The sequence below is a fragment of the Xanthobacter sp. DMC47 genome, from assembly GCF_056313845.1.
On sequence record NZ_JBQUZM010000004.1, the window covers coordinates 1555918 to 1579902 of the forward strand.

16 protein-coding genes are annotated in these 23985 nt (G+C 70.0%); 9 read left to right on the plus strand and 7 right to left on the minus strand.

The genetic code is table 11. The annotated features are described in order from the left end of the window. Nucleotides 1-51: 51 nt before the first annotated feature. Nucleotides 52-1785, minus strand: coding sequence for a ubiquinone-dependent pyruvate dehydrogenase (gene poxB, locus ACT54R_RS19115; RefSeq protein WP_476328796.1), 1734 nt, complete (start codon nt 1783-1785; stop codon nt 52-54). A gap of 449 nt (nt 1786-2234) precedes the next feature. On the opposite strand from poxB, the gene ACT54R_RS19120 reads away from it, so the two are divergent. The 3 genes from ACT54R_RS19120 to arr all read left to right on the plus strand — a co-directional run bounded on the left by ACT54R_RS19120 (nt 2235) and on the right by arr (nt 9842). Continuing rightward, nucleotides 2235-7412: a trifunctional serine/threonine-protein kinase/ATP-binding protein/sensor histidine kinase gene (locus ACT54R_RS19120; RefSeq protein WP_476328798.1), complete on the plus strand. Its 5178-nt coding sequence runs from the start codon at nt 2235-2237 to the stop codon at nt 7410-7412. Nucleotides 7413-7553: 141 nt separating this feature from the next. Further along, nucleotides 7554-9194: an FAD-dependent oxidoreductase gene (locus ACT54R_RS19125; protein ID WP_476329235.1), complete on the plus strand. Its 1641-nt coding sequence runs from the start codon at nt 7554-7556 to the stop codon at nt 9192-9194. 231 nt (nt 9195-9425) lie between these two features. Continuing rightward, nucleotides 9426-9842: an NAD(+)--rifampin ADP-ribosyltransferase gene (gene arr / locus ACT54R_RS19130; protein ID WP_476328800.1), complete on the plus strand. Its 417-nt coding sequence runs from the start codon at nt 9426-9428 to the stop codon at nt 9840-9842. Nucleotides 9843-9862: 20 nt separating this feature from the next. Here the strand turns inward: arr and ACT54R_RS19135 are convergent, their stop codons facing one another. Then, complete coding sequence (locus tag ACT54R_RS19135; protein WP_476328802.1) at nt 9863-12061, minus strand: TonB-dependent siderophore receptor; 2199 nt, start codon at nt 12059-12061, stop codon at nt 9863-9865. 430 nt (nt 12062-12491) lie between these two features. Here ACT54R_RS19135 and ACT54R_RS19140 point away from each other — a divergent pair, with 430 nt between their 5' ends. The 6 genes from ACT54R_RS19140 (at nt 12492) to ACT54R_RS19165 (ending at nt 19526) form a co-directional block, all read left to right on the plus strand. Continuing rightward, a complete protein-coding gene (locus ACT54R_RS19140) occupies nt 12492-13331 on the plus strand; it encodes an ABC transporter ATP-binding protein (RefSeq protein WP_476328804.1) in 840 nt (279 codons plus the stop codon). Continuing rightward, nucleotides 13328-14386 carry a FecCD family ABC transporter permease gene (locus tag ACT54R_RS19145; protein WP_476328806.1) on the plus strand — a complete coding sequence of 353 codons (1059 nt, stop codon included), beginning with the start codon at nt 13328-13330 and terminating at the stop codon, nt 14384-14386. Before ACT54R_RS19140 ends, ACT54R_RS19145 begins: the two co-directional genes overlap by 4 nt. Further along, nucleotides 14383-15432 carry a FecCD family ABC transporter permease gene (locus ACT54R_RS19150; RefSeq protein ID WP_476328808.1) on the plus strand — a complete coding sequence of 350 codons (1050 nt, stop codon included), beginning with the start codon at nt 14383-14385 and terminating at the stop codon, nt 15430-15432. Before ACT54R_RS19145 ends, ACT54R_RS19150 begins: the two co-directional genes overlap by 4 nt. A gap of 13 nt (nt 15433-15445) precedes the next feature. Beyond that, the gene (locus ACT54R_RS19155) at nt 15446-16417 is read left to right on the plus strand and encodes an ABC transporter substrate-binding protein (protein WP_476328810.1); all 972 of its coding nucleotides are present in this window, start codon (nt 15446-15448) and stop codon (nt 16415-16417) included. A gap of 115 nt (nt 16418-16532) precedes the next feature. Next, nucleotides 16533-17420, plus strand: a complete 888-nt coding sequence (locus ACT54R_RS19160; RefSeq protein ID WP_476328812.1) for a MurR/RpiR family transcriptional regulator — start codon at nt 16533-16535, stop codon at nt 17418-17420. A gap of 219 nt (nt 17421-17639) precedes the next feature. Then, a complete protein-coding gene (locus ACT54R_RS19165) occupies nt 17640-19526 on the plus strand; it encodes a DEAD/DEAH box helicase (protein ID WP_476328814.1) in 1887 nt (628 codons plus the stop codon). Nucleotides 19527-19563: 37 nt separating this feature from the next. On the opposite strand, the gene ACT54R_RS19170 is transcribed toward ACT54R_RS19165, so the two are convergent. From ACT54R_RS19170 to ACT54R_RS19190, 5 genes are all read right to left on the minus strand, one after another. Beyond that, nucleotides 19564-20379, minus strand: a complete 816-nt coding sequence (locus ACT54R_RS19170; protein WP_476328816.1) for an SDR family NAD(P)-dependent oxidoreductase — start codon at nt 20377-20379, stop codon at nt 19564-19566. A gap of 146 nt (nt 20380-20525) precedes the next feature. Further along, nucleotides 20526-21590 carry a helix-turn-helix transcriptional regulator gene (locus ACT54R_RS19175; protein WP_476328818.1) on the minus strand — a complete coding sequence of 355 codons (1065 nt, stop codon included), beginning with the start codon at nt 21588-21590 and terminating at the stop codon, nt 20526-20528. A 161-nt stretch (nt 21591-21751) separates the two neighbouring features. After that, entirely contained in the window at nt 21752-22405 is a 654-nt protein-coding gene (locus tag ACT54R_RS19180; RefSeq protein WP_476328820.1) for a hypothetical protein, read from the minus strand. Between the two features lie 14 nt (nt 22406-22419). Next, complete coding sequence (locus tag ACT54R_RS19185; RefSeq protein WP_476328822.1) at nt 22420-22869, minus strand: DUF3617 domain-containing protein; 450 nt, start codon at nt 22867-22869, stop codon at nt 22420-22422. Between the two features lie 127 nt (nt 22870-22996). Then, entirely contained in the window at nt 22997-23827 is an 831-nt protein-coding gene (locus ACT54R_RS19190) for an IclR family transcriptional regulator (protein WP_476328824.1), read from the minus strand. Nucleotides 23828-23985: the final 158 nt, after the last annotated feature.

Consider the following 23985-nt stretch of genomic DNA (forward strand, 5'->3'; position numbering starts at 1 on the left):
GTCGCCGTGCGTCCGGCGTGTTTCACGCCGGACAGGCGGGAGGATGGCGCCTCAACGGGGCAGCAGATTTGTCTTGGCGAGATCGATCACCTCGTCGCCGCGCCCGCTCATCACCGCGCGGATCATCCAGAGGCTGAAGCCCTTCACCTCCTCGGCCTCGATGGTGGGCGGCATGGAGAGTTCCTGCCGCGCGGTCACCACGTCGAGCAGCGCGGGGCCGTCGTGGGCGAGAATGTCGTCCAGCGCCCCCGGAAGGTCGCCGGGATCCTCGACCCGGATGGCGTGGATGCCGATGGCCCGCGCCATGGCGGCGAAGTCGGGATTTTCGAGGTCCACGCCCGTCTCCAGGAAGCCACCGGTCTTCATTTCCAGCGCCACGAAGCCGAGCACGCCGTTGTTGACCACGACGACCTTCACCGGCGTCTTCGTCTGCACCAGCGTGACGAGTTCGCCCATCAGCATGGTCAGGCCGCCATCTCCGGAGAAGGAGATCACCTGCCGGCCCGGCTGGGCCGCCTGGATGCCCATGGCCTGCGGCAAGGCATTGGCCATCGAGCCGTGGACGAGGGAGCCGACCAGCCGACGCTGGCCGTTCATCTTCAGGTAGCGCGCGGCCCAGATGGTGGGCGTGCCCACGTCGAAGGTGAATACGGCGTCCTCGTCCGCCTTGTCGCTCAGGAGTTTGGCCAGATATTGCGGGTGGATCGGCTTCTTGCCCGGCGTGCCGGTGGCGAGGCTGTCGAGACCCTCGCGGGAGGACTTGTAGGTGGCGAGCGCGGTGTCGAGGTGGCTGCGGTCGTCCTTGACGGTCAGGCGCGGCAGCAGCGCCGCGAGCGTCGCCTTGACGTCACCCACCACGCCAAGGTCGAGCTTGCAGCGCCGGCCGAGCTGTTCGGGGCGTATGTCGATCTGGGCGATGCGGGCGCCGGTGGGCAGGAACTGCTTGTAGGGAAAATCCGTGCCGAGCAGCACCAGCAGGTCGCAGGCATGCATGGCATCGTAGCCGGACCGGAAGCCGATGAAGCCGGTCATGCCCACGTCATAGGGGTTGTCGTACTCAACCCACTCCTTGCCGCCCAACGCGTGGACCATGGGGCTCTTCAGCGCCTCGGCCAAGGCGATCAGTTCGGCGTGCGCGCCCGCGCATCCGCGTCCGCAGAACAGCGTGACGCGCTTCGCCCCGTTCATCAGGTCGGCCAGCGCATCGAGCTCGGCAGCGGCGGGTGTCACCACGGGCGCCGGCGGCAGAAGGCCGGCCCGCGGCGCGGGCGCGCGCTCGGGCGCCGGGCGCAGCGCGACATCCCCAGGGATCACCACCACCGCCACGCCGCGCTGCCCGACTGCCGCGCGGATCGCATTCTCAAGCACATAGGGCAGCTGGCGCGGGTCGGAGACCAGCTCGCAATAGACGCTGCATTCCGCGAACAGGGACTGCGGATGCGTCTCCTGGAAATAGCCGCCGCCGATCTCCGCCGAGGGGATCTGCGCGGCGATGGCCAGAACCGGCGTCCGGCTCCGCTGGGCGTCGAAGAGGCCATTGATGAGATGGAGGTTCCCGGGTCCGCAGGAGCCGGCGCAGACCGCGAGCTGGCCGGTGACCTGCGATGCCCCCGCCGCCGCGAAGGCCGCCGCCTCCTCGTGGCGGACATGGAACCAATCGATGCCGCCATGGCGCCTCAGGGCGTCGGTGATGCCGTTGAGGCTGTCGCCGACCACGCCGTAGATTCGCTCCACGCCAGCCTCGGCGAGGATGTCGACGATCAGATCCGCTACCTTTCGTGCCATCGGCAAACTCCCTCAGGTCTTGTGACAGATTGCCGGCGGGAAGGCGGCGTGGGGGCTTGGCCGCTCGCGCCGGCGTTGGCTTTCGGTCCCGCGCCGCGCCCCTGATCCCTGCCCCGAAGGCATAGAACAGAAGCCCGGGAGGCGCCATGGCCCGTCCATGACGAAATCATCCAAAGCCGCAGGCATAATCGACAAGAGAGCGACCCGGACCATTGGCAATATGGCGACGGTTGACGCTGGGCGTGGAATGCAGGCAGCTTGACTCCACCGGCCACCGCGGCCATTTTGATCGAACGATAAATAACACGTTCTGCGGGACTGTCCAGCCGGTTGACCGGCAGCGGCGGAAAGCAGACCGAGGGCTGGATACTGCTGCAGGACCGCATCAAATTTAGGCCCTTCATGTTTCTTGCGCTGATATTTGCAAGAACGAGGTGAAAGACTGCAAAGTGGACAGCGCGCGAGACTTCGACGGCTACAGGCCCATGCTCCGCAATGGGATAGACGCTGCATCCTTCGACCGCCTCGTCCTGACGCCCGAGGGCGTCCGCGACGGATTCGAATCCTTCCTCGCCCGGGACGACCTGACGGGCGAACGCTGGCAGGTGAAGTCCGCGCTTCGTGGCAGCCCGGCGGCGGGCCTTCTCGATCGTGAGGCGGCCCTCGCGGACGGCCTGCCCGCCGACATCGCCGACCCGCCCCAGCGCCTGGAGTATCGCAACCGCGTGATCCTCCTCTACCCGGATCGCCCGGCGTCGACCCTCGGCGACCTGGCGCCGGGCACACTCGCCCTTGATGCCTTCCTCGATCTCGGCATGTCCGTCGCCGGCGCGCTCGCGCGCCTGCACGCGCTCGGGGCCGTACATGGCGGCCTCAGGCCGCCCTGCGTGCTGCTGGAGGAGAACGGCCGGGTCCGGTTCCGGCATCTCGTCGGCCCCCACCCGGCCGCGTCCATCGCCACCCAGGCGCCGGGCGCAACGCAGCTCGCGGCGGCCGACGCCATCGCCTACGCCGCGCCGGAGCAGGCGCGGATCCATCTGCCGACATGCGACGCGCGCAGCGATCTCTATGCGCTGGGCGTCGTGCTCTACCGCTTGCTGGTCGGCCGGCTGCCGCTCCAGGCCACCAGCATGGCGGAGTGGCTGCACGCCCATGTGGCGGTCGCGCCCGCGCGTCCGGGAGCCGCCCGCGATGACGTTCCGCCCATGGTCGACTCCATCCTGATGAAGCTCATCGACAAGGATCCGGAGCAGCGCTACCAGAGCGCAGACGCGCTCCAGATCGACCTGCGCCTCGCACGCGCCGCGCTGGCGGCCGGCGACGGCGCAGAGACCTTCGCCCTGGGCCGGGGCGAGCTTGCGCGCATGGGAATCGAGGCGCGTGGACTGTTCGGCCGGGCCACCGAACTTTCCGACCTCGTGGCGACCTTGGGGCGCGTGTCGGCGACCGGCCGGAGCGAACTGATCTTCCTCCGCGGCGAGGCGGGGGTCGGCAAATCCGCTCTGGTCGAGCAATGGTCGAAGGCCTGGCTGCCGGTAGGCGCCCAGTTCGCGGCAGGCAAGAGCGAGCTGCTGCAGGAGCGCATGCCCTACGCCCCGTTTGCCCAGGCGCTGCGCACCCTGGTCATGCGGGCGCTGGGCGAGAGCGCGGAGGAGCTGGACGGCATCAGGGCGCGCCTCGCGACCCATCTGGCGGGCTACAGCCGCCTGTTGATCGATCTCGTCCCCGAGGCCGAATTCATTCTCTCCGACGGCGGCGCGCTGCCGGACGTCGCCGCGAGCCTCGCGCAGGCCCGCGTGGTGCGGGTCGTGCTCCAGTCCTTGAAGGCCTTCGCGACGCCCTCCCGGCCGCTCGTCCTGTTCCTCGACGACCTGCAATGGATGGATGCGGCGAGCCTCGGCGCGCTTCAGGCCCTCTCGCGCGAAATGCCGCCGCACCTGCTGGTGATCGCCAGCTATCGCGAGGAGGAGATCGCGCGGCATCCGGAACTGGCGAGCCTGGTGGAGGACGCGCGCACCGGCCCGCTGCCGACGACCGAGATCCGCGTCGGCCCGCTCACCGACGCACAGACCCTGGAATTCGTTGCGAGCGCGCTGAACGGCGCGCCGGGCGAACTCGACGAACTCGCACGCAGCATTCACCGCAAGACGGGAGGCAACGCCTTCTACGTCCGGCAGCTTCTGCAGAAGCTCTTCGATGACAAGGTGATCGCGTTCGATCCGGAGGCGCAGCGCTGGCGTTGGGACCCGTTGCGCTTCGGCGCCTACAGCTCGGTGTCCGACTTCATGCTTCAGCGGCTCGACGCCTTGCCCCCGAGCCAGCGCAGCTTCCTGCAGCGGCTGGCGAGCGTGGGCGGGCGCCTTTCAGGGGAGAAATTTGCGCCCCTCGTCGGCCAGTCGGAGACCGAAGTGGAGCGTCTGGCGGCCGGACTTGCGGAAGCCGGCCTGCTCCTGCGGCGGGACGCCGACTACCTCATCGCCCATGATCGCGTTCTCGAAGCCGCCTATGCCTCGATTCCGGAGCAGGACCGCCCGGCCGAGCATCTCGCCATCGCCCGCCGCCTGATGGCCATCGGGCGCGATGGCGATGCGGACTGGGCCTTCGCCATGGCCGCGCAGATCGAGCGCGCGGACCGAACCGCGCTCAACGAGGCGGAGCGCCTGGCCTTCGTGAAGGCCTTGAGGACCGCCGCCCGCCGCGCCCGCAATGCCGGCGCCGCCCAACAGGCGGCAGGCCACATCGAGACCGCCCGCAGCCTGATGCCCGCCGACTGGCAGGTGAGCCACCACGCGCTGTTCGTTGAGGTGAAATGGCTTCATTGCGACAGTCTTCTCACCCTGGGGCGAACGGATGACGCCCTGCCGGCCATCGACAGGCTGCTCGCCATCGCCGTCAATCGGGTCGACCAGGCGGACCTCTACCGCCTGAAGGCCATCGCGCGGACCCTCCGGTCCGACTACGAGGGGGCCATCGACGAGGCCCTGGCGGGGCTCGCCCTCCTCGGTGTCGAGCTCGAGCGCTCCGTGACGGACGAACAGCTCGAGCAGGCCTATCAGGCGTGCAGCGCCCGCCTCAACGCCCTCGACGTATCCCACCTGCGCGACCTGCCGGAGATCACCGATCCAGCGCTGCGGTCCGCGCTCGCCCTGCTCACCGCCTTGAGCGCGGCGTTCTTCGTGCGCGGCGGCCTGCGTGTGCTGCATCTCATCAAGATCGTCGAGCTTACCCTCGATCATGGCATGACGCCGGAGGCGGCCTACGGGTTTGCGTGGTTCGGCGTGTTCAGCGCGGAACTCTACGGCGCCTACGAGGACGGGTTGAACTACGCCATGATGGCGCAGGAGATCGTCCAGAGGGACGGCTACGAGGCGCAGCGGACGGCGACGCTGCTGGCCCTCGACCAGGTGGGGGTCTGGACGCGGCCGCTGCGCTACGCCCTCGACCGGGCGCGCGAGGCCGCGCAGATCGGCCTGACGGCTGGGGATCTCGGCTGGGCCTGCTACGCCCGCAACCACATCGCGTCCAACATGCTGATGCTGGGCGCGCCCCTCTCCGCCGTGCGGGACGACATCGCGGAGGGCCTGGCGTGGACCCGCCAGTACCGGTATCGCGACATCGAGCTTATCCTGGCGGCGCAGTCCAGCCTCGTGGAAGTGCTCGCATCCGGCGACTATGACGGCGCGAAGGCCGTTCCGGACGCGGAAGCCACATCGCTGGCGACGCTCTTCTGGGTCCGGCATTACGCAGGCGTCACCGCCTTCCTGTTCGGCGATATCGAGCGCGCCGTCCTCGAGCTGGAGCAGGCGGCGGCGCTGAGCTGGGCGGCGCCGGCGCATATCGACACGGCGGCCTCGGCGCTCTTCCTCGCCCTTGCGCTGGCCCGGACCGGTGCGGGCGGACCCGCCCGGAAGGCGGCGCTCGGACGGATCGGCCCCCTGCGGCAGCGCTTTGCGGATCTTGCGGCGCTCAATCCCGCCACCTTCGAGTGCAAGCACCTGCTGCTGGAGGCCGAGGCGGCGCGGCTGTCCGGCATGCCGGCGGACGCGCAGCGGCTGTATGAGCAAGCGGCGGACGCGGCCGCGGTCAGCGGCTTCGTGCATGAGCAGGCGCTGGCCTACGAATTGGCGGCCTATTGCTGCCGGGAGGCCGGGCTCGACATTCCCACCAGCGGATACATGCAGGCGGCGATCAGCCACTACCGGCACTGGGGCGCCGCGGGCAAGGCGGACCGGCTGCTGCGCAGCTTCCCACTCCTGGCCGACGGCGGTGCCGGCGCGCGCCAGCACCGGGCGAGCGATCCGGCGGGCGATGCAGCGGGACAGGGCGGCCTCAACCTCGAGGTCATGACGAGGGCTGCCCAGACGCTGGCCGAGACGGTCGGGCTCGATCAGGTCATCCGCACCCTCATGCGGGAGATGATCGTCCATGCCGGCGCCCAGTACGGCCTCCTGATCCTCATGCGCGGCGACGAGCCGGTGATCGAGGCCTCGGCGCACATCGAGAACCAGCAGGTGGAGGTGGATGTCCACTCGGCCGTTCCCACGCCACGGGATCTGCCGCTGGCCATGCTCAATACGGTGATGCGCACGCGCCGGACGGCGGTCTTCGCCGATGCCGCCAGCGAAGAACCGGGCCTGCGCCCGACCGGACACGGAGGCGCGCCGGCGCGCTCGCTCCTGTTCATGCCGCTCATCAAGCGCGGCAGCCTCGTCGGCATCCTCTATCTGGAGAACAGCCTCGCGGCCGACGTGTTCACGCCGAACCGCACGGCGCTGCTGGAACTGCTGGCGACGCAGGCGGCCATCTCGCTCGATGCCGCCCGCCTCTACAACGATCTCATGGAGGAGAACACGCGACGGGCCAGCGCGGAGTTCGACCTCCGCGAGACCCGGGCGGAGTTGGGACGGGCCTCGCGCATGATGGCCATGGGCAATTATGCGGCCTCCATCGCCCACGAGATCAACCAGCCGCTCACCAGCATCGTCGCGAGCGCCGATGCGGCCATGCGCTGGCTGCGCCGCGCCGAGCCGGACCTCGATGAAGCCCTGCAGGGCGTCGAGCAGATCCGCGCCTCGGGCATGCGCGCGGCGGGCATCGTGAAGTCCCTGCGCGCGCTCGCCAAGCGCACCGCGCCGGTGCTGGAGCCGATCCGCCTGGAGGACCTCACCGAGGACGTGCTGCGGCTGGTGGTGAAGGACCTTCAGGCGAACGGCGTCGAACTCGTCGATCTGCTCGCGGTGGACCGGCGCGCGGTGAAGGCGGATCCGGTCCAGTTGCAGCAGGTGGTGTTCAACCTCATCACCAACGCCATTCACGCCATGGAGGCGGTCGCCCCCGGCCGGCGGCGCCTGACCATCGAGACCGTGCGGGAAGAGGGTGAGGTGCGCCTAAGCATCGCCGACACCGGGAGCGGCATGGGCGAAGACGTGCTCGCCCGCATTTTCGAGCCCTTCTTCACCACCAAGCACGCCGGCATGGGCATCGGTCTGTCCATCTGCCGCTCGATCATCGAGGCGCACGGCGGCGTGCTGCGGGCGCGCTCGACCCTAGGAGAGGGAAGCATCTTCCATTTCAGCCTGAAGGCCCTCGATGAGGCCGCCGAGACGGAACCGGACGCGCAAACCTGAGTATAGCTGACGCGGGAGGCCGGCCCGGCGATAAGGAAGGAAGGCCCGCGCCATCGCCGGCCCGCCGCCCGGAGCCCCGCGGCAGCCGCGGCCGAGCGGGAGCGGAGCACCAACAACGCCGGACAGGAGCACATCGTGACGATGCCCAACGCGCGCGAGCCCCAGATGTATCCCGCGTTCAGCGCGCCGCAGATCGCCGTCGCCCGGCGGTTTGCGGGCGGACCGGAGCAGCGCTTCGCGCCCGGGGAAAGCCTCTACGAGATCGGCGCCGTCGGTGCGCCGGCCTGGCTGGTGATCGCGGGGACCATCGAGGTGGTCCGGCGCGACGGGCTGTCCGGCGAGGCGGCCGTGACCGTCCATCACGCGGGCCAGTTCTCCGGCGAGGTGAGCCAGCTCGACGGCCGCCCCGCCATCGCCGGAGGCAGGGCCGGCCCCGAGGGCTGCACCGCCCTTCCCTTCGACGCCGCCCATCTGCGCGCGCTCGTCATCGGCTCGGCGGAGCTGGGCGAGATCATCATGCGCGCCCTGATCCTGCGCCGCGTGAATCTCATCGCCGAAGGGGGCGCGGGCACCATCCTGATCGGCGTGCCGGACAGCCCGGAGATCCGGGACCTGCAGGTCTTCCTCAACCGCGCCGGCCTGCCGAACCTCGTCCTGGATGTCCGGAGCGACGAGGAAGGACGGGCCCTTGTCGCCCGCACGGGCGTGCAGCCGGAGGACCTGCCGCTGGTGGTCTGCCCCGCCGGGCCGATCCTGAAGCGGCCCACCGTCGAGGAGATGGCCGCCTGCCTCGGCCTCGTTCCTGAGCTCGATCCCGAAAAGCTCTACGATGTCGCCATCGTCGGCGCCGGGCCGGCGGGCCTCGCAGCGGCGGTCTATGGCGCGTCGGAAGGTCTGTCCGTCGTCGTCCTCGATGCGCACGCCACGGGCGGCCAGGCGGGCGCCTCCGCCCGGATCGAGAACTATCTCGGCTTTCCCACCGGCATCTCCGGCCAGGCGCTGGCCGGGCGCGCCTTCAACCAGGCCCTGAAGTTCGGTGCCGAGATCGCCATCCCGGTGGCGGTGGAACGGCTGGACTGCGACGGCGGCACGCTGACGCTGGCCTGCGCCGGGGACCGCCGCATCCAGGCGCGATCGGTGGTGATCGCGTCGGGCGCCCGGTATCGCCGCCCTGACGTTCCCGGCCTCGCCGCGTTCGAGGGCGCAGGCATCTCCTACTGGGTTTCGGCCGTGGAGGCGCGCCTGTGCGGCGGGGAGGAGGTGGCCCTCGTCGGCGGCGGAAATTCCGCCGGGCAGGCCATCGTCTATCTCGCGCCCCACGTGAAAAAGCTGCACGTGGTGGTGCGCCGGCCGCTCGCCGACACCATGTCGCGCTACCTCATCGACCGCATCGACGCGCTGCCCAACGTGGAGCTGCACGTGGGCAGCGAGGTCGCGAGCCTGGAGGGGGACCGCACCACGGGGCTCACCGCCGCCACCTTCCGCGACCGGCGCGACGGGAGCCTGCACCGGCGGGCGCTTCGGCACATGTTCCTGTTCATCGGTGCCGACCCCAACGCCGACTGGGCGGCCTCCTGCGTCGAGACGGACGGGAAGGGCTTCATCACCACGGGCGCCGGCCGCCGCGCGCTGGAGACGAGCACGCCCGGCGTGTTCGCCATCGGCGACGTGCGGGCGGGTTCCGTCAAGCGCGTCGCGGCGGCCGTGGGCGAAGGCGCCGCGGTGGTGGCGCAGATCCACGCCATGTTCGCCGAGCAGGCCGCCCAGGAGACGCCCCGATAAGGTGTCCCAAAAGCCGCCATCCGCGAGGTGACGCTGGGGTCCGATCAGTTCCTCATAAGGGGCGCGGCAAGCCGGAACAAGGCGCCATCCCCGTGCGTTCGCCCGCACTGTGCGGTCGCCATCCGGCGATTGGCGCACGGCGATGGTTGGCCGGCGTGACCTCTTGCCGACCTTGCGGGCGCTGTCGGCCGGTTTCATCACCCATCGTCATTCTGTCGGGAAGGAGAGACCATGTCCGGATCGGCGACAGTTTTTTCGCAGGCGTATTTTCACGGCACGCGCGCCGATCTGCGGCCCGGAGACCTGATCGTCGTGGGCTACGCATCGAACTTCGCCACGCCCCAGCCGCTCTCATGGGTCTACTTTTCGAGCACCCTTGATGCAGCCATCTGGGGCGCCGAACTCGCGGCAGGCGACAAGCCCGGGCGGATCTATGTCGTGGAGCCGACCGGGCCGATCTTCGACGACCCCAACCTCACCGACAAGAAATTCCCCGGCAATCCCACGCTGTCGTTCAGGTCCCGCGACCCGCTCAGGGTCATTGCGGAAGTCACGAGGTGGGAGGGGCACCCCGCCGAGCAGGTGGAACGGATGAAAGAGGGGCTGGCGCGGCTCGCGGTGGATGGACGCCAGCCCATCATCGACTGAGTTGGACCGGAAGACACGCGTCAGAACTTCATCCGGGCGGACAGCACCGCCTCGAACGGCGCGCCCACGGCAACGCCGAGGTTGTTGGTCCCGATGGACGACACGTAATAGGTCGTGTCGAACAGGTTTTTCACGTTGAGCTGGACCGTGAGCGGGGTCACCGCCCACGGCGTCGGCCTTTCGATGGTGTAGGCGACCATGGCGTCGAACACCACGTAGCCCGGCAGCCAGAAGTCGTTGGCGGCCGAGCCCGGCGCCTCGCTCTGGCCGTGGAAGCCGCCACCCACCTTCAGGGAGTTCTCCCCCCACACCTTGCCGAAATCATAGGTCGCGAACAGCGAGAAGGTGTGCGCGGCCACGTTCGCCGGGACGTTGCCAACGTATTGGGGATCCTCGACGATTTTCGCGTCGGTGTAGCCGTAGCTGGCGATGAGGTTGATCTGGTCCGTCACCGCGCCGGAAATGTCGAACTCGAAGCCGCGCGAGCGCACCTTGCCGGCGGTGCGGGCGAAGGTCTCGCCGTTGATGACCTCGTTGTAGAGCACGTTCTCCTTCTCGATATTGAAGATCGCGACGGTGCCGGTGAGGCCCTTCATCACCTCGAACTTCATGCCCGCCTCGTAGGACACCCCGGTCTCCGGCGGCAGCGAGCCGATCTCGCTGGCGATGGAGATCTGCGGCACGAAGGATGTCGCGTAGTTCGCATAGAAGGAAAGCTTGTCGGTGGCCTTGTAGACGAGGCCCCCCCGCGGCATGAATTCGCCGCCCTCGGCATCCGTGTTCAGGTTGAAAGGGCGGCCCTTGCCTGCGGTCTGGGTGTACCAGGCATAGCTGCCGCCGGCGACGACGATCCACTGGTCGGTCAGGTAGATCGCATCCTGCGCATAGCCGCTGTAGAGGGTCTGGTTGGCCTGCTGGTCGCTGTCGGCGGCGGAGACGGTGGTGCAGGCCGGAAGGGTGCCGTACACCGGGTGGTAGATGTTGAAGCCCTTCACGTTCTTGCAGCGGATCATGTCCGTGCGCAGCACGTCGTAGTCGTTCACGTTGGCCCCGAACAGAAGCTCGTTCTTCATGCCCGCGATCATCACGGTGCCGGTGAGGTCCGCGCGCAGATTGTTATCGTGCTGGGTGGAATCCTGAGTCGCGTCCGCCCGCCGCGTGAGGATGCCGGTCGAGGGATCGTAAGCGATCACGCGGGCCTGGTTGTCCGCGTAGACGTCCTGGCTCCAGGCGTAGTTCACCTTCAGCTTCCAGGCATCGTTGAAGGCATGTTCGACACCGGCGAGCATAAGGTCCGACGTGCCGTTGGTGACGTTGTAGGGCTCGTCGAAGCGGATGCGCCGGTCCACCGGCACGGCTTTGCCAGTCGTCAGGTCGAAGATCGTGCCGCGGTCGAACGGCACGGAATATTCGCGGTGGGTATAAGCGAGGGTGGCCGTGGTGTTCTCGCCATACCAGGCCAGCGAGGGCGCCAGGATGCCCTGCTCGATATCGCCGAAATTGCGCCAGTAGTTCTGGTCCTGCCACTCGCCGATGAAGCGGAAGGCGAGGCCTGTGCCGTTGATCGGACCGGTGACGTCGAAATCGCCATATCCCCCGCCGAAGCTCGACAGCGAGCCGTTGAGGTAAGCGTTGAAGGTTTCCTGAGGCTTCTTGGTGATGACGTTGATGATGCCGCCCGGCTCCTGGATGCCATAGAGGGTGGAGGCCGGTCCCTTGAGCACTTCCACCCGGTCGGTGGTTGCGTTGAAGCTGCGCGGCAGCACGGTGCGCAGGCCGTTGGTGAGCACGCCGCCGTCGCGATTGTCGCCGAAGCCGCGGCGGATGAAGGCGTCCTGGGTGCCGCCGAGGGTGTTGGCCACCGTCACGTTCGAGATGTTCTGCAACACCTGCTCGAGCGTGGTGGCATTCTGGTCCTGGATGACCTCCTGCGTCACCGTGTTGATGGCCGCCGGAATGTCCAGCACGGGCATCTGGGTGAGGGTGGCGGTGGAGGTGGTGATGGCCTGGTAGCCCACCACGACGGCGTCGCTGCGCTCGGCATTCACCACGATGGTCGGAAGGTCGGCGTCGGAACCGGGGACATCCCAGGCGGGGGGCGCGGCGGACTGGGCGGGCGGCGGCGTCTGGGCCGCGGCACGGCCGGCGCCGAGCTGAGCCAGCACAAGCAGCGAGACCGAAAAGGAAAGGCGTACGCCTAATGGCAAAGGAGAAGTCATCAGTCCCGAAATCCCGGTCCGAGCCGCGCGGCGGCATGAGCCGATCCGCGTTCGTGTCGGGCCGAGTTCTTCAAACCCAGATGTAGTAGTAAATTCTGGAACCCATCAAAGGGGCCGGAATGAAAGCTTGCGCGCATCCAAGCCGAATCCGCACTCCAATGCAAACCGCGTCAGCTTCGCGACAGAGGATCCCGGGAACGGCCCCACATCAGTGTTTGTCGCGGAGCGGACAAACTACATTCAAATTATTCCAATATAAATATGAGGGGGTCCACTCGACCACCTATTGTTGGCGAGTTCGGATTTTCTCAAATATGCGCACCCCGTGACCCTTTGACTACTACAGGAGCGCGCGGCACTCGGAAGGGGGCGACGAGGCCGGGGCTTGGTTGCCGCGGGGCCTGCGGCGATCAGCGATTGCGAGGACAGTGTGCGGAACACGGCGCGGGCGGAACATCTCACCGGCATGGACACCGTCCGCCTGCGCATCGACACGCTCAAGGCCGGCTACGGCCAGCGACTGGTGGTGGACGGGGTGAGCTTCACCGTCGCGGCCGGCCGCATGACGGCGCTCATCGGCCCCAACGGCTCCGGCAAGTCCACCCTGCTCGCGACCATGGCGCGGCTGCTCCAGCCCATGGGCGGAACGGTGCTGCTCGATGGTCGCGCGGTGCATGGACTGCCGACGCGGGCGCTGGCGCGGGAGCTGGGCCTCCTGCCCCAGAGCCCATTGGTGCCCGAGGGACTCACCGCCTACGAGCTGGTCTCGCGCGGACGCCACCCGCACCAGGGTTTCCTGAGCCCGTGGAGCCACACCGACGAAGCCGCCGTGGAGGAGGCGATGCGCCTCACCGGCACGCGCGACTTCGCCGGGACGCCGGTGGCCGCGCTCTCGGGCGGGCAGCGCCAGCGCTGCTGGATCGCCATGGCCATGGCGCAGGAGACCTCGGTGATCCTGCTGGACGAGCCCACCACCTTCCTCGACCTGCGCTATCAGGTGGAGGTGCTGGACCTGCTCGCCCGCCTCGCGCGCGATCACGGGCGCACCGTGGTGGTGGTGCTGCACGACCTCAACATGGCCCTCGCCTATGCCGACACCGTGCTCTGCCTGAAGGACGGGCGCATCCGCGCCGTCGCCGGGGAGGGCCGGAGCCTTGATGCGGCGGACGTGGCGGACATCTTCGGCGTGGCGGTGGAGGCGCTCGTCCATCCGCGCACCGGCAAGCCGGTGTTCGTGCCCCTCGGCGCAGCGCCGGGAGTGGGCGCGTGAGCCTCGCGGTGGCCGGCCATCCCCTCCCCCGGCCCCGAAGCCGGATCGCGCGCCCCATCCTCGCTGCCTCAGGCCTGGCGCTGCTGCTCGCAGCGCTGGCCGTCGCCCATCTCGGCTTCGGCGCGCGGGCCATCGCGCCGGAGGTGGTGGTGCGTGCGCTGATCGCCTTCGATGCCGACAGCTTCGACCACAACGTCATCGTCGAGCTGCGCCTGCTGCGGCTCCTCGCGGCGCTGGTGGTGGGGGCGGGGCTCGGCCTCACCGGCGCGCTCATCCAGTCCGTCACCCGCAACCCGCTGGGCGAGCCCCATGTGCTGGGGCTGAACGCCGGAGCGGCGCTGGCGGTGGTCACGACGCTCACGCTCTCCTCGGTCCTCGGGCCGCTCCTGCCGGCTCCGGCGCTCGCCGCCGCGCGGCCGCTGGTGGCGGGCTTTGGCGCGATGCTCCTGTGTGCGCTGGTGCTCGGCGCGGCCACGCTGGGGCGCACGGGCATGACGCCGCTGAAGGTGACGCTGTGCGGGGTCGCCTTTTCCGCCTTCGCCGCGGCACTCACCTCGGCCCAGCTGCTGCTGGACGACCAGACGCTGGCCACCGTGCGCCTGTGGCTCGCCGGAGACCTCTCCGGCCTCAGCTATGGCGCGCTGTGGGCCGCCGTGCCGCCCGCCATTGCCGGCCTCGCGCTCGCGCTGGTGCTCGCGGGTCGGCTCGATGCCCTGGCCATGGGCGATCAGGTGGCGGCGGGGCTGGGAATTCCCGTGGCGCGCACCCGTCTCCTGGCGCTCGTCGCCGCCGGGCTGCTGTGCGGGGCGGCCGTCTCGCTGGCGGGTCCCATCGGCTTCGTGGGGCTGGTGGTGCCCCATGCGGTCAAGGCGCTGGGCGTGCGCGACATGCGGGTCGTGCTGCCCCTGAGCGCGCTGGCCGGCGCGGCGCTGCTGGTGGCGGCGGACCTCGCCGCGCGCAGCCTGTTCGCGCCCCGGGAACTGGCGACGGGCATCGTGACGGCACTTGTCGGCGTTCCCGTCTTCATCGCCCTCGCGGCCCGGCGGCGACCATGAGCACGGTTGCCCGCTCGGCGGGCTACCGGCGGATCGGCACCGGCCCCCTGAGCCTGCGCCTGCGCCCCCGCGCTGCGGGGGTGGCGGCGGCGCTTGTTGCCTTGATCTGTGCCGGGGCCGCCTTTGCCCTTGCCTCGGGCAGTCTGCACATACCCCTGCATACGGTCATCGCCGCCCTCACGGCCGGCGATGTACCGCAGGAAGTGGCCCACGTGGTCAGCGGGGTGCGGCTGCCGCGGGTGGTGCTGGCGCTGCTCGCGGGCGCCATGCTGGGCCTCTCCGGCGCCGCCTTGCAGGCCCTCACGCGCAACGGCCTCGCCGATCCGGGCCTCGTGGGGGTGAAGGAGGGGGCAAGCCTTGCCGTCCTCGTGCTCATCCTCGTCTTTCCGGCCCTCGGGGCAGTGTGGCGGCTGCCGGTGGGCATGGCGGGCGGGCTCGCGGTGGCGCTTACGGTGGTTCTCATCGCCCGCGACCTGTCGGGCGTGCGCTTCGTGCTGGTGGGCATCGGCGTGTCGTGGCTGCTCGCCTCGGCGCTGCTCGTCTTCATCACCACGGCCGACATCAACGATGTGGAGACGGCCCTCGTCTGGCTCGCCGGCAGCCTTCATGCCGCCGAGTGGCCGCTCATCCCCGCCCTCGCCATCTGGGGCGCGCTGGGCGCGGTCGCTCTGTTCGCCACCGCCCGAGCCGCCGACGCGGCGCTGCTGGGCGATGCAGCGGCCATCGGGCTCGGCGTGCGGCTGCGGCTCACCGGCGCATTGGGGCTGGCGGCACCGGTTCTGATGACGGCGGCGGCGGTGTCCTGCGTCGGCAGCCTCGGCTTCGTCGGCCTCATCGCCCCGCACATGGCACGGCTGGTGGTGGGGGGCGGGCAGGCTGCCGTGCTCGCCGCCAGCGGGCTCCTCGGCGCGGCGCTGGTGCTGGGCGCGGACACGGCCGGCCGTCTCCTGTTCGCCCCGCTGCAGATCCCCGCCGGCATCGTGATGACGCTGGCCGGCGTGCCGCTCTTCCTGTTCCTGCTGTGGCGGCGGCGCGACCAGATATGACCGGATCGAACCCATGACCGCCCTACCCCGCACCCCCCTTCTCCGCCTCGCGACCCTCGCGCTCGCCTTCGCCCTCCATTCGGGGACCGCCCACGCGCAGACGCGCCCGTTCACCGACGATCTCGGCCGCACGGTGGAGGTGCCGGTGCGCCCGCAGCGCATCGTCTCCCTGCACGACCTCGACATCACATTGCCGCTGATCGAACTCGGCGTCGTCCCCGTGGCGAGCCACGGCCGGGTGCGGCCCGACGGCACGCGGTTCCTGCGGGCGGGAAAGCTGCTGACCGGCGTGGATTTCGACACCGCGCCCATCGCCTTCATCGGCGCCAACGCCATCGACATCGAGGCGGTGGCCGCGGCGAAGCCCGACCTCATCATCACCTCGCCTACCCGCGACACGCCCGTCTCGCAGCTGGAGCGCATTGCGCCCACCGTGAGCATCGAGCATCTGAAGGGCGGGCCGGACGCCATCTATGGGAAGCTCGCCGCGCTGACCGGAACCGAGGGCCGGCTGGCTACGCTCAAGGCCCGCTATGCGGCGCAGATCGCGCAGCTGCGCGGCCTCGTCGACACCGCCAGCCTCACGGTGGTCAGCTTCCAGGCGAACCAGGGCAAGATCACCGTCTTTCATACCGACCGTGCCCTCGGCCGGGTGCTGCGCGATGCCGGCTTCCGCTTTCCGAAGATCGCCGAGGCCATCCCCGAGGGGGGCCGCATGGATGTCAGCGCCGAGCGCCTGCCCGACCTCGAGGCCGATCTCGCCTTCGGCACCTTCCGCTCCGACCTCGGCCACGGGCCGGCGGCGGAAATGGCCGACATGGAGAAGGTGATGCCCGGCTGGTGCCGTCTGATGAAGGCGTGCCGGGAGGGCCGCTACGTGCTGTTGCCGAGGGATGAGACCATTTCCAATACCTTTGCCGCGCTCAATCTGGTGGCGGCCGTGGTGGAGGCGGAGGTGATCCGGCTCCGGGCTGCGCGCCGCTGACACGGCCCCGTCTCTTCGGACTCGTTCCAAACATTTGCTGACGCATGGAAAACCGCGTTCGCCTGTGCCAGCATCCCGGGCCTCGGGACGCAGGCGGGGCAGGGTCGGCAGGCGGATGACGGCACAGGCACGCAAGGCCAGGACGGACCGGTTCGGCGAGCGCCTGCGCAGCCGGGGGGCGAGCCTCTCGCCGCAGCTCAAGGTCGTGGCCGACTACATCAACGAAAACCGCCGCACCGTGCTCGGCCAGTCGGCGCTGGAGATCGCGGCGGCGACCGGCACCTCGGACGCCACCGTCATCCGCGCCGTGCAGGCGCTCGGCTTCGATGGACTGAAGGACCTCAAGGGTACGCTCGCCGGCTTCCTCGGCGGCATCGTCTCCTCGGCCGACAAGATGACCTCCACCACCGAGCAGCTGGCCCGCGACCTGGACGCCTCTATCGATTTCGTCCGCGCCGGACACATGGCCGGCATCGAGGAGGTCACCCGCCCCGAGAACCGCCGGGCCATCGCCGCGGCCATCGAGCTGATGCGGACGCGGGAGGGGATCGGCATCTTCGGGATCGGCGCCTCCGCCATCCTCGCCGACTATGTGGCCCGCCTCCTCGTCCGGAACGGCCGTCATGCCTATGCGCTGAACCGCACCGGCATCGCGCTCGGCGAGCAATTGCTCGCCATGCGGCGCGGCGACGTGCTCATCATGATGGGACAGGCGAGCGCCCATCGCGAGGGCGTGGCGGCGCTCGAGGAGGCGCGGCGGCTGGATGTGCCGATGATCCTGCTCACCGGCGCCGCCTCGCCCGCCTTCGGCAAGCAGGCGCAGGTGGTGGTGAAGGTGCCGCGGGGCAAGTCGGAGACCGTTCCGCTCCACGGGGTGGTGCTGGCCTGCCTGGAGATGATCGTGTTCGGCCTCGCCGCGGCGGAGCCGGAACGCTCGCTGCGGTCGCTGGAGCGCCTGCACGTGCTCTATGAAGACATCCGCCGCCCGCCGCGCGGCAATTGAGGGGCGAAGGCCGAAGCCCGTGGGGATTCGGATGGCGGCAGGCCCTGGCCACCGGCACCATTATGCCGCAGCTTCACGAGAAACGAGCCATGCGCCGGAGAAGCGCACCCCGGCGGCTGTGGCTTCCGGGCGTCCAGCCTATTAGGAAGGGGGGAACACTTCCTGTCAGACGGCTCCCCTCCGACGCCTGACGATACCGCGAGATAGGCGGACCCAGCCGTGCCCTTCCTGACGACAAATCCGGCGCTCGCCCGCGCCCTCGCCGAACGGGACTACACCAACCCGACGCCGGTGCAGAGCGCCGTGCTGGCGCCCGAGGCCTCCGGCCGCGACCTTCTGGTGTCCGCCCAGACCGGCTCCGGCAAGACCGTCGCCTATGGCCTCGCCATGGCCGAGACGCTGCTGGGCACCGCGGAGCACTTCGAGTTCGCGGGCGCGCCGCAGGCGCTGGTGGTGGCGCCGACGCGGGAGCTGGCGCTGCAGGTCCAGCGCGAGTTCGCCTGGCTCTATGCGGCGACCGGCGCCCGCATCGTCTCCTGCGTCGGCGGCATGGACCCGCGCCAGGAACAGCGCCTGCTGGCGCGGGGCGCCCATATCGTGGTCGGCACCCCCGGCCGCCTGCGCGATCATCTGGAACGCGGCCGCCTCGACCTCTCGGCGCTGCGCGTGGCCGTCCTCGACGAGGCCGACGAGATGCTCGACCTCGGCTTTCGCGAGGATCTCGAATTCATTCTCGACGCCACCCCGCCGGAGCGGCAGAGCCTCTTGTTCTCGGCCACCATGCCGCGCGGCATCACGGCCCTCGCCAAGCGCTACCAGCGCGACGCGCTGCGGATCGAGGTGGCAAGCGCGGAAGGCGGCCACGCCGACATCGAGTACCGCACCATGCGCGTCGCGCCGACCGAGGTGGAGCATGCGGTGGTCAACGTGCTGCGTTACTACGACACGCCCAGCGCCATCGTGTTCTGCAACACGCGGGAGACCGTGCGGCGCCTGCACGCCATGCTCCAGGAGCGGCAATTCTCCGCCGTGGCCCTGTCCGGCGAGCTGAGCCAGAACGAACGCAACCACGCCTTGCAGGCGCTGCGGGACGGACGGGCGCGGGTCTGTGTCGCCACCGACGTCGCGGCGCGCGGCATCGATCTGCCGAACCTCGGCCTCGTCATCCATGCCGAGCTGCCGAACGACGCCGAGAGCCTGCAGCACCGCAGCGGCCGCACCGGCCGGGCGGGCCGCAAGGGCGTGAGCGTGCTGCTGGTGCCGCCGTTCCGCCGGCGCAAGACCGAGGATCTGATGCGGGGGTTGGGCATCAGGCCCGCATGGTCCGGCCCGCCGACCTCCGAGGAGATCCGCAAGCTCGACCACGAGCGCATGCTGCGCGATCCCGTGGTCACCGATGAGCCGAACGAAGAGGATGCCGGCGCCGGCCTTGCGCTGCTCGCCGCGCACTCGCCGGAGCATCTGGCCGCCGCGCTGGTGCGCCTCTACCGGACCGGCCTGCCGGCCCCGGAGGAAGTCGCCGACCCGGGGGAGCCGCGCGCCGCGCGCGACCGGGCGGCCGACCGGGATTTCGGCGGGTCGTCGGGCGCCGGCAGCGTCTGGTTCCGCCTCAATGTGGGGCGCCGCAACAATGCCGACCCCAAATGGCTGCTGCCCCTGATCTGCCGGCGCGGGAACGTGACGCGCAAGGAAATCGGCGTCATCCGCATCTTCGATGAGGAGACCGCCTTCGAGGTCAGCCTCGCCGCCGCCGACCGCTTCAGCAAGGCGGCCCGCAGGGCGGAGGGCGACGATGTGGTCATCGAGCCGGCGCAGGGCCAGCCCGCGGGCCAGTCCCAGCGTCCCGCCCGCGGGCGGCCGTCCGGCGCTCCGCCGGCTTCCGAGAAGCCGGCCCGCGGCCGGAAATTCCGCAATGGCCCCCCGCCGGGGAAGGTGGCCGAGGGCAGGGCGGAGCGGAGCAAGACCGGGTTCGAGGGGAAAGCCGCGTTCGAGAAGCCGCGCGAGGCCCGGCCGCCGGGTCACGGCAAGAGCGAGCGCCCGCAGAAAAGCCGGCGCCCGACCTCCTCCGAAGGAAGGCCGAAGGGAAAGCCGCCAAGGCGCTCCTGATGGCGCGCCCCGCCCCCCGCGTCCGTCGAGCGAACGCTCAGCCGCGGCGGGCGGCGCCGCGCAGGGTTGGCAGGCCGATGCCCGCGGCATCGAAGCCGCCATCCACGGCAAGCTCCTGTCCGGTGATGTAGCTCGCCTTGTCGCCGCACAGGAAAAGCACCGCCTCGGCCAGTTCCTCCTCCAGACCGTAGCGGGCGAGCGGGATGGCGTCGTGATAATCGGCGCGGATCGCGGGCGAATGCACCGCCTTGGCCATGGCAGTGTCCACCGGCCCCGGTGCCACCGCGTTGACGCGGATGCCGATGCCCGCGAGTTCCACCGCGAGTTGCTTGGTGAGGTGGGCGAGCGCGGCCTTGCTGGTGCCGTAGGCCGCCCGCAGGGTCGAGGCCCTGAGCCCCGAGATGGAGGTGATGTTGACGACGGCCCCGCCGCCCTGCCGGGCGATCAGCGGCGCGGCGGCCTTGGTGCAGTGGAACGGGCCGGACAAATTGACGTCGAGCACCCGGCTCCACTCCGCGTCCGAGGTCTCGAGGATCGGCTTGAACACGGCGACGCCGGCATTGTTGACCAGCGCGTCGAGCCGGCCGAACCGGGCGTCGATCGCCTGCACCGCGGCCGCGACCGCCGCCGCATCGGCCACGTCGCACACGAGGGCAAGGGTGCGTTCGGGTTCCGCCAAAGTGGCGACCGCCTCGTGCAGCAGCGCGGACTCGATATCGAGCAGCGCCACCCGCCAGCCGTCGGCGAGGAATTTGCGGGCCACGGCAAGGCCGATGCCCCGCGCCGCACCGGTGACGAGGGCGACCTTCTGATCAGGGGAGGTGGATGTTTCGGGCATTCGCGTTTCGGGCATGGGCGTTTCGTTGTGCATTGGTATTGCTGACGCTCATATCGCGCCCGCCGGCGAAACGGAATGCCCCCGTGGCACAGCAGGATCTCGCCACGGAGTGGGGGCCGGGGAGCCCCCTCAGCGTCCGCCATCCACGCGGTGACGCTCCATCAGGGGGCGGCATGGCGGCGGACGCGATCGGCGATGTCCTCCCAGCCGTGGAGGTCGAGCGTGGAATAGACGGCGGCAAGATGCTTCTTGAGGGCCTCCGGGCTCACCCCCAGGTCCGCCGCCGCTTCGCCCCGCCGCTGGCCGCGCGCCGCAGCGACGACGAGTTGCTTCTGGGTCGGGGAGAGCCGCGTCTCCATCACCATGTCCAGCGCCGCGCGCGACAGGGGCACCTGCTGCTCCAGGGTCACGATGAAGGCCCCCGTGCCGGCTTCCGAGGGCGCGCGCATCTCTTGCGCGCACATGGCGAGCCGCCCTGCCGGCACCAGGGCGAAGCCGCTGGAAGGCAGGCGCGTGTTCCGCGCGGCACGGCACAGGTCGGCGACGAAGTGCGGAGCCACGCCGGGTGTCCCGGCCAGGCGCACGCCCTGCCCCACCAGGGAGCAGTGCGACAGCATTCCGGCTCCCGCGTCATCGAGGAAGCGGAGGGTCCGGGCATCGGCATCCACCACCAAGTGCCCCTGGGGGGCCCGTGCCACCCAGCGCTCGGCCACGGCGGCCTGCGGGGCCCTTGCGAGGACGGCCTCCAGCCGCTGGATCAACACTGCCTCCTCCATGCCGAACGGCCGCCCGTGCTCGCGAAAGGCGAGGATGACGATGCGGGCGCGGCCCGCGATATCCACGCGCAGGTCCAGCGCGTGGTGATGGCCGCTCGCACGCACCAGCAGATTGTAGGTGTTGGAGCGGTAGTAGCTCGCCGGCGGGTCGATGAGATGCCCGACATTCTGCCCGCCCCTGCGCGACAGGGAGGCGACGTTGATCTCTTCCGGACCGACGAACAGCCGGTGGAACTCGTTGGCGAACAGGTCGCGCGCGTCGGCCGGGCTGTCCTCGTGGTGAAAGCCGACCGGCCGGCCCTCCTCATCCATCCAGAACAGGGCCACCGCCGCTGCGCCGACATAGCTGCGCGTGAGCCGGCACAGAAGCGGGGCGAGGGTGGCGATCTCCCCGCCGGAACGGGCGGTGACCGCGATGTCCTCTAACGCCTTGCGCGCCGCCTTCCGCATCCGTCCCCTGCCCCGCGCCGCGCGTCGGCCGCGGCCGTTCGTGGATGCGGCAAGGCTAGGACGGCGCGACCCGGCAGGCAATGCGGCGCGGCGGCTGTAGGGAAGGCCGTGGAGCCGGAGGCCGTCGCCCGTGCGCGCGCCGGGCATCGGTCTGCGGGCCTTTATTTTGGCGCGTCCACCACCTTGCCGTCGGCGTCGAAGACTTCTTCCTGCGCACCCGGGCGCAGATGGTAGCCTTGCGCGTCATAGGTGAAGCCGACCGTGATCTGGTAATGGTTCTTGCCCAGCCGGCCGAGATAGGTGCAGGCGAGGACGAGGCGGCCGTCCGGACCTGCGATGTTCAGCGATCCCATGGTCGCGCGGTCGTCATCGAACAGGCCGACCACGCCCTTGCGCGTCACGAGCGGGCCGAGGTCGCGGGCGAGGGTCTTCGCCTTCGGGCAGCCGCCGCCCAGTTCCCCGACCAGCATCTCGAACCCGCGCGGGCCACGCTTGCGGCGGATGGCGAATTCGAGGAACGGCGCATCCGAAGGCAGCGGCGTCCCCTCCGCCCCGCAATACCAGTCCTCATGGCGCGGGTCGGAGACGCCATCTTCGGAGACGGCGGGGAAGCAGCCCTTGATGCGGGTGACTTTCGTTCCGCGATAATCGGCGCTTCGCGCCATGGCCGCGTTCACCTCGTCCTCGCCGGGCGCCGCGTCCCGCGCTTCCGCGGCGTGGGGCAGCAGCAGAACCGTGAAGAGAGCGAGAACGCCCCGCCTGAGCCTCGCCTTCATGTCGCCGACCTTCGTGCGTGAGGCATTGAAGCTGTCCATGGGCCACGCACCCGTCAGCGGCAGGGTCCGATGCGCCTGCCTTTGGTGCGCATGGTGCGGGCGCCGCCGGGACCCTTCATGGTGATGGTGCCGTCCATGGTGTCGGCCCCGTAGCGGACATCGAAGACCTGCCCGAAATCGCCGCAGGTCTGGCGGTAGGAGACGCGATCCGCCTCCACCTTCACGTCGTCGAAGGTGCAGTCCTTCGCCTCGGCCGCGAGGGCCGCGCGCACCTGCGCAGCGGTGCCGTTGGCCTGGGCCGCTTCAGCATCCGAGATGCAGCGCTGCTGCGGGGCGCCCATGCCCGGCAGGCCGGCCATTCCGGGACGGGCCGGCGCCATCTCCGTCGTCACCTCCCAGAGGCCGGGCCGCATCCTCTCCTGCGCGCAGGCGGCAGACGCAAGACCGGCCGAGGCCAGAACAACCAGAAGCACGCGGAGTGGCGCGCGCGGGGCCTGCGTCATGATGCGGGACCTTCTCGAATCGATGCCGGCGCCGGACGCCGTGGATGGCCCGGATGCTAGAGGCCGCCGCACATGGCGACCATTCCCCGCCGGGGGAGGTCCGCCCGGATCGACCGTCCGCCGCGCGTCAGGCGTCCGTGTCGTCGTCGCCGGAATCGGGAAGGGTGGCAGCCAGCCGTTCCGCTGCGTCCTTGAGGTTGGGCACCAGGGCCTTCGCCTTCTCCAGCGAGAAACGGGGCAAGGGGCCGTGGCAGGCCACCGCGGCCACCACCATGCCGCGCCGGTCTTTCACCGGGACGGCGATGGCCACCAGGCCTTCCAGAAACTCCTGATCGTCCGTGCTGTAGCCGCGCTGCGCGATGCGCTCCAGCTCCGCCTCCAGCTCCTCGACGGTGGTGATGGTGTTCGGCGTCTGGGCCTTGAGGTGCAGGGAGTCCAGAATCCTCCGGCGCTGCACGGGGCGCATGGCGGAGAGGAACAGCTTGCCGGATGCGGTGCAGTGCATGGGCACCCGCGAGCCCACCTCCAGGTGCATCCGCAGCGGCCAGGCGGCCTCCACACGGTCGAGATAGATCGCCTCGGACCCGACGCGGGTGACGAAATTGCAGGTCTCCCCCGCCACGTCCACGAGCCCTTCCAGAATGCTGCGCCGCTCCGCGCTCACCGAATTGCGCAGCATGTCGAAGCCCATGCGCAGGAAGCGCGGCCCGACCGCGAAGCGCCGGCCGTCCGGCTCGCGCAGCAGATAGGATTCGGCCTCCAGCTTCTGGCACAGGCGGTGGACCGTGGGCTTGGGCAAAGACAGGCGCACGCACAGCTCGGGCACGCCGAGCGGGGTCTCGGAGCGGGCGATCTCGCCGAGGAGGTCGAGCGCCCGGAGCATGGCCGAGGCGTTGTCGCGCTCCTCTGGCCGCTCCGGCTTCTCCACGCTCTCCAGCTGCTGTTTTGCCTTGGCCATCTGAATCGCCAGCCTCTCGCTACGTGCAGCCTTAGCGGCTGGCACCCGGCTGTCAAACACAACGCACCCGCACAGGCGCCCCTTCGCAGCGCACAACATAAATCTCATTGAATGAGACGTTTCATTTCAAAATTTGGATTGACTCATCTCATCCCTTC

What these genes read in the sequence shown, in the direction of transcription:
- poxB (WP_476328796.1), bottom strand. Translation starts at nt 1,785, where the DNA reads ATGGCACGAAAGGTAGCGGATCTGATCGTCGACATCCTCGCCGAGGCT.
- ACT54R_RS19125 (WP_476329235.1), top strand. Translation starts at nt 7,554, where the DNA reads ATGCCCAACGCGCGCGAGCCCCAGATGTATCCCGCGTTCAGCGCGCCG.
- arr (WP_476328800.1), top strand. Translation starts at nt 9,426, where the DNA reads ATGTCCGGATCGGCGACAGTTTTTTCGCAGGCGTATTTTCACGGCACG.
- ACT54R_RS19135 (WP_476328802.1), bottom strand. Translation starts at nt 12,061, where the DNA reads ATGACTTCTCCTTTGCCATTAGGCGTACGCCTTTCCTTTTCGGTCTCG.
- ACT54R_RS19150 (WP_476328808.1), top strand. Translation starts at nt 14,383, where the DNA reads ATGAGCACGGTTGCCCGCTCGGCGGGCTACCGGCGGATCGGCACCGGC.
- ACT54R_RS19155 (WP_476328810.1), top strand. Translation starts at nt 15,446, where the DNA reads ATGACCGCCCTACCCCGCACCCCCCTTCTCCGCCTCGCGACCCTCGCG.
- ACT54R_RS19160 (WP_476328812.1), top strand. Translation starts at nt 16,533, where the DNA reads ATGACGGCACAGGCACGCAAGGCCAGGACGGACCGGTTCGGCGAGCGC.
- ACT54R_RS19170 (WP_476328816.1), bottom strand. Translation starts at nt 20,379, where the DNA reads ATGCCCGAAACGCGAATGCCCGAAACATCCACCTCCCCTGATCAGAAG.
- ACT54R_RS19175 (WP_476328818.1), bottom strand. Translation starts at nt 21,590, where the DNA reads ATGCGGAAGGCGGCGCGCAAGGCGTTAGAGGACATCGCGGTCACCGCC.
- ACT54R_RS19180 (WP_476328820.1), bottom strand. Translation starts at nt 22,405, where the DNA reads ATGGACAGCTTCAATGCCTCACGCACGAAGGTCGGCGACATGAAGGCG.
- ACT54R_RS19185 (WP_476328822.1), bottom strand. Translation starts at nt 22,869, where the DNA reads ATGACGCAGGCCCCGCGCGCGCCACTCCGCGTGCTTCTGGTTGTTCTG.
- ACT54R_RS19190 (WP_476328824.1), bottom strand. Translation starts at nt 23,827, where the DNA reads ATGGCCAAGGCAAAACAGCAGCTGGAGAGCGTGGAGAAGCCGGAGCGG.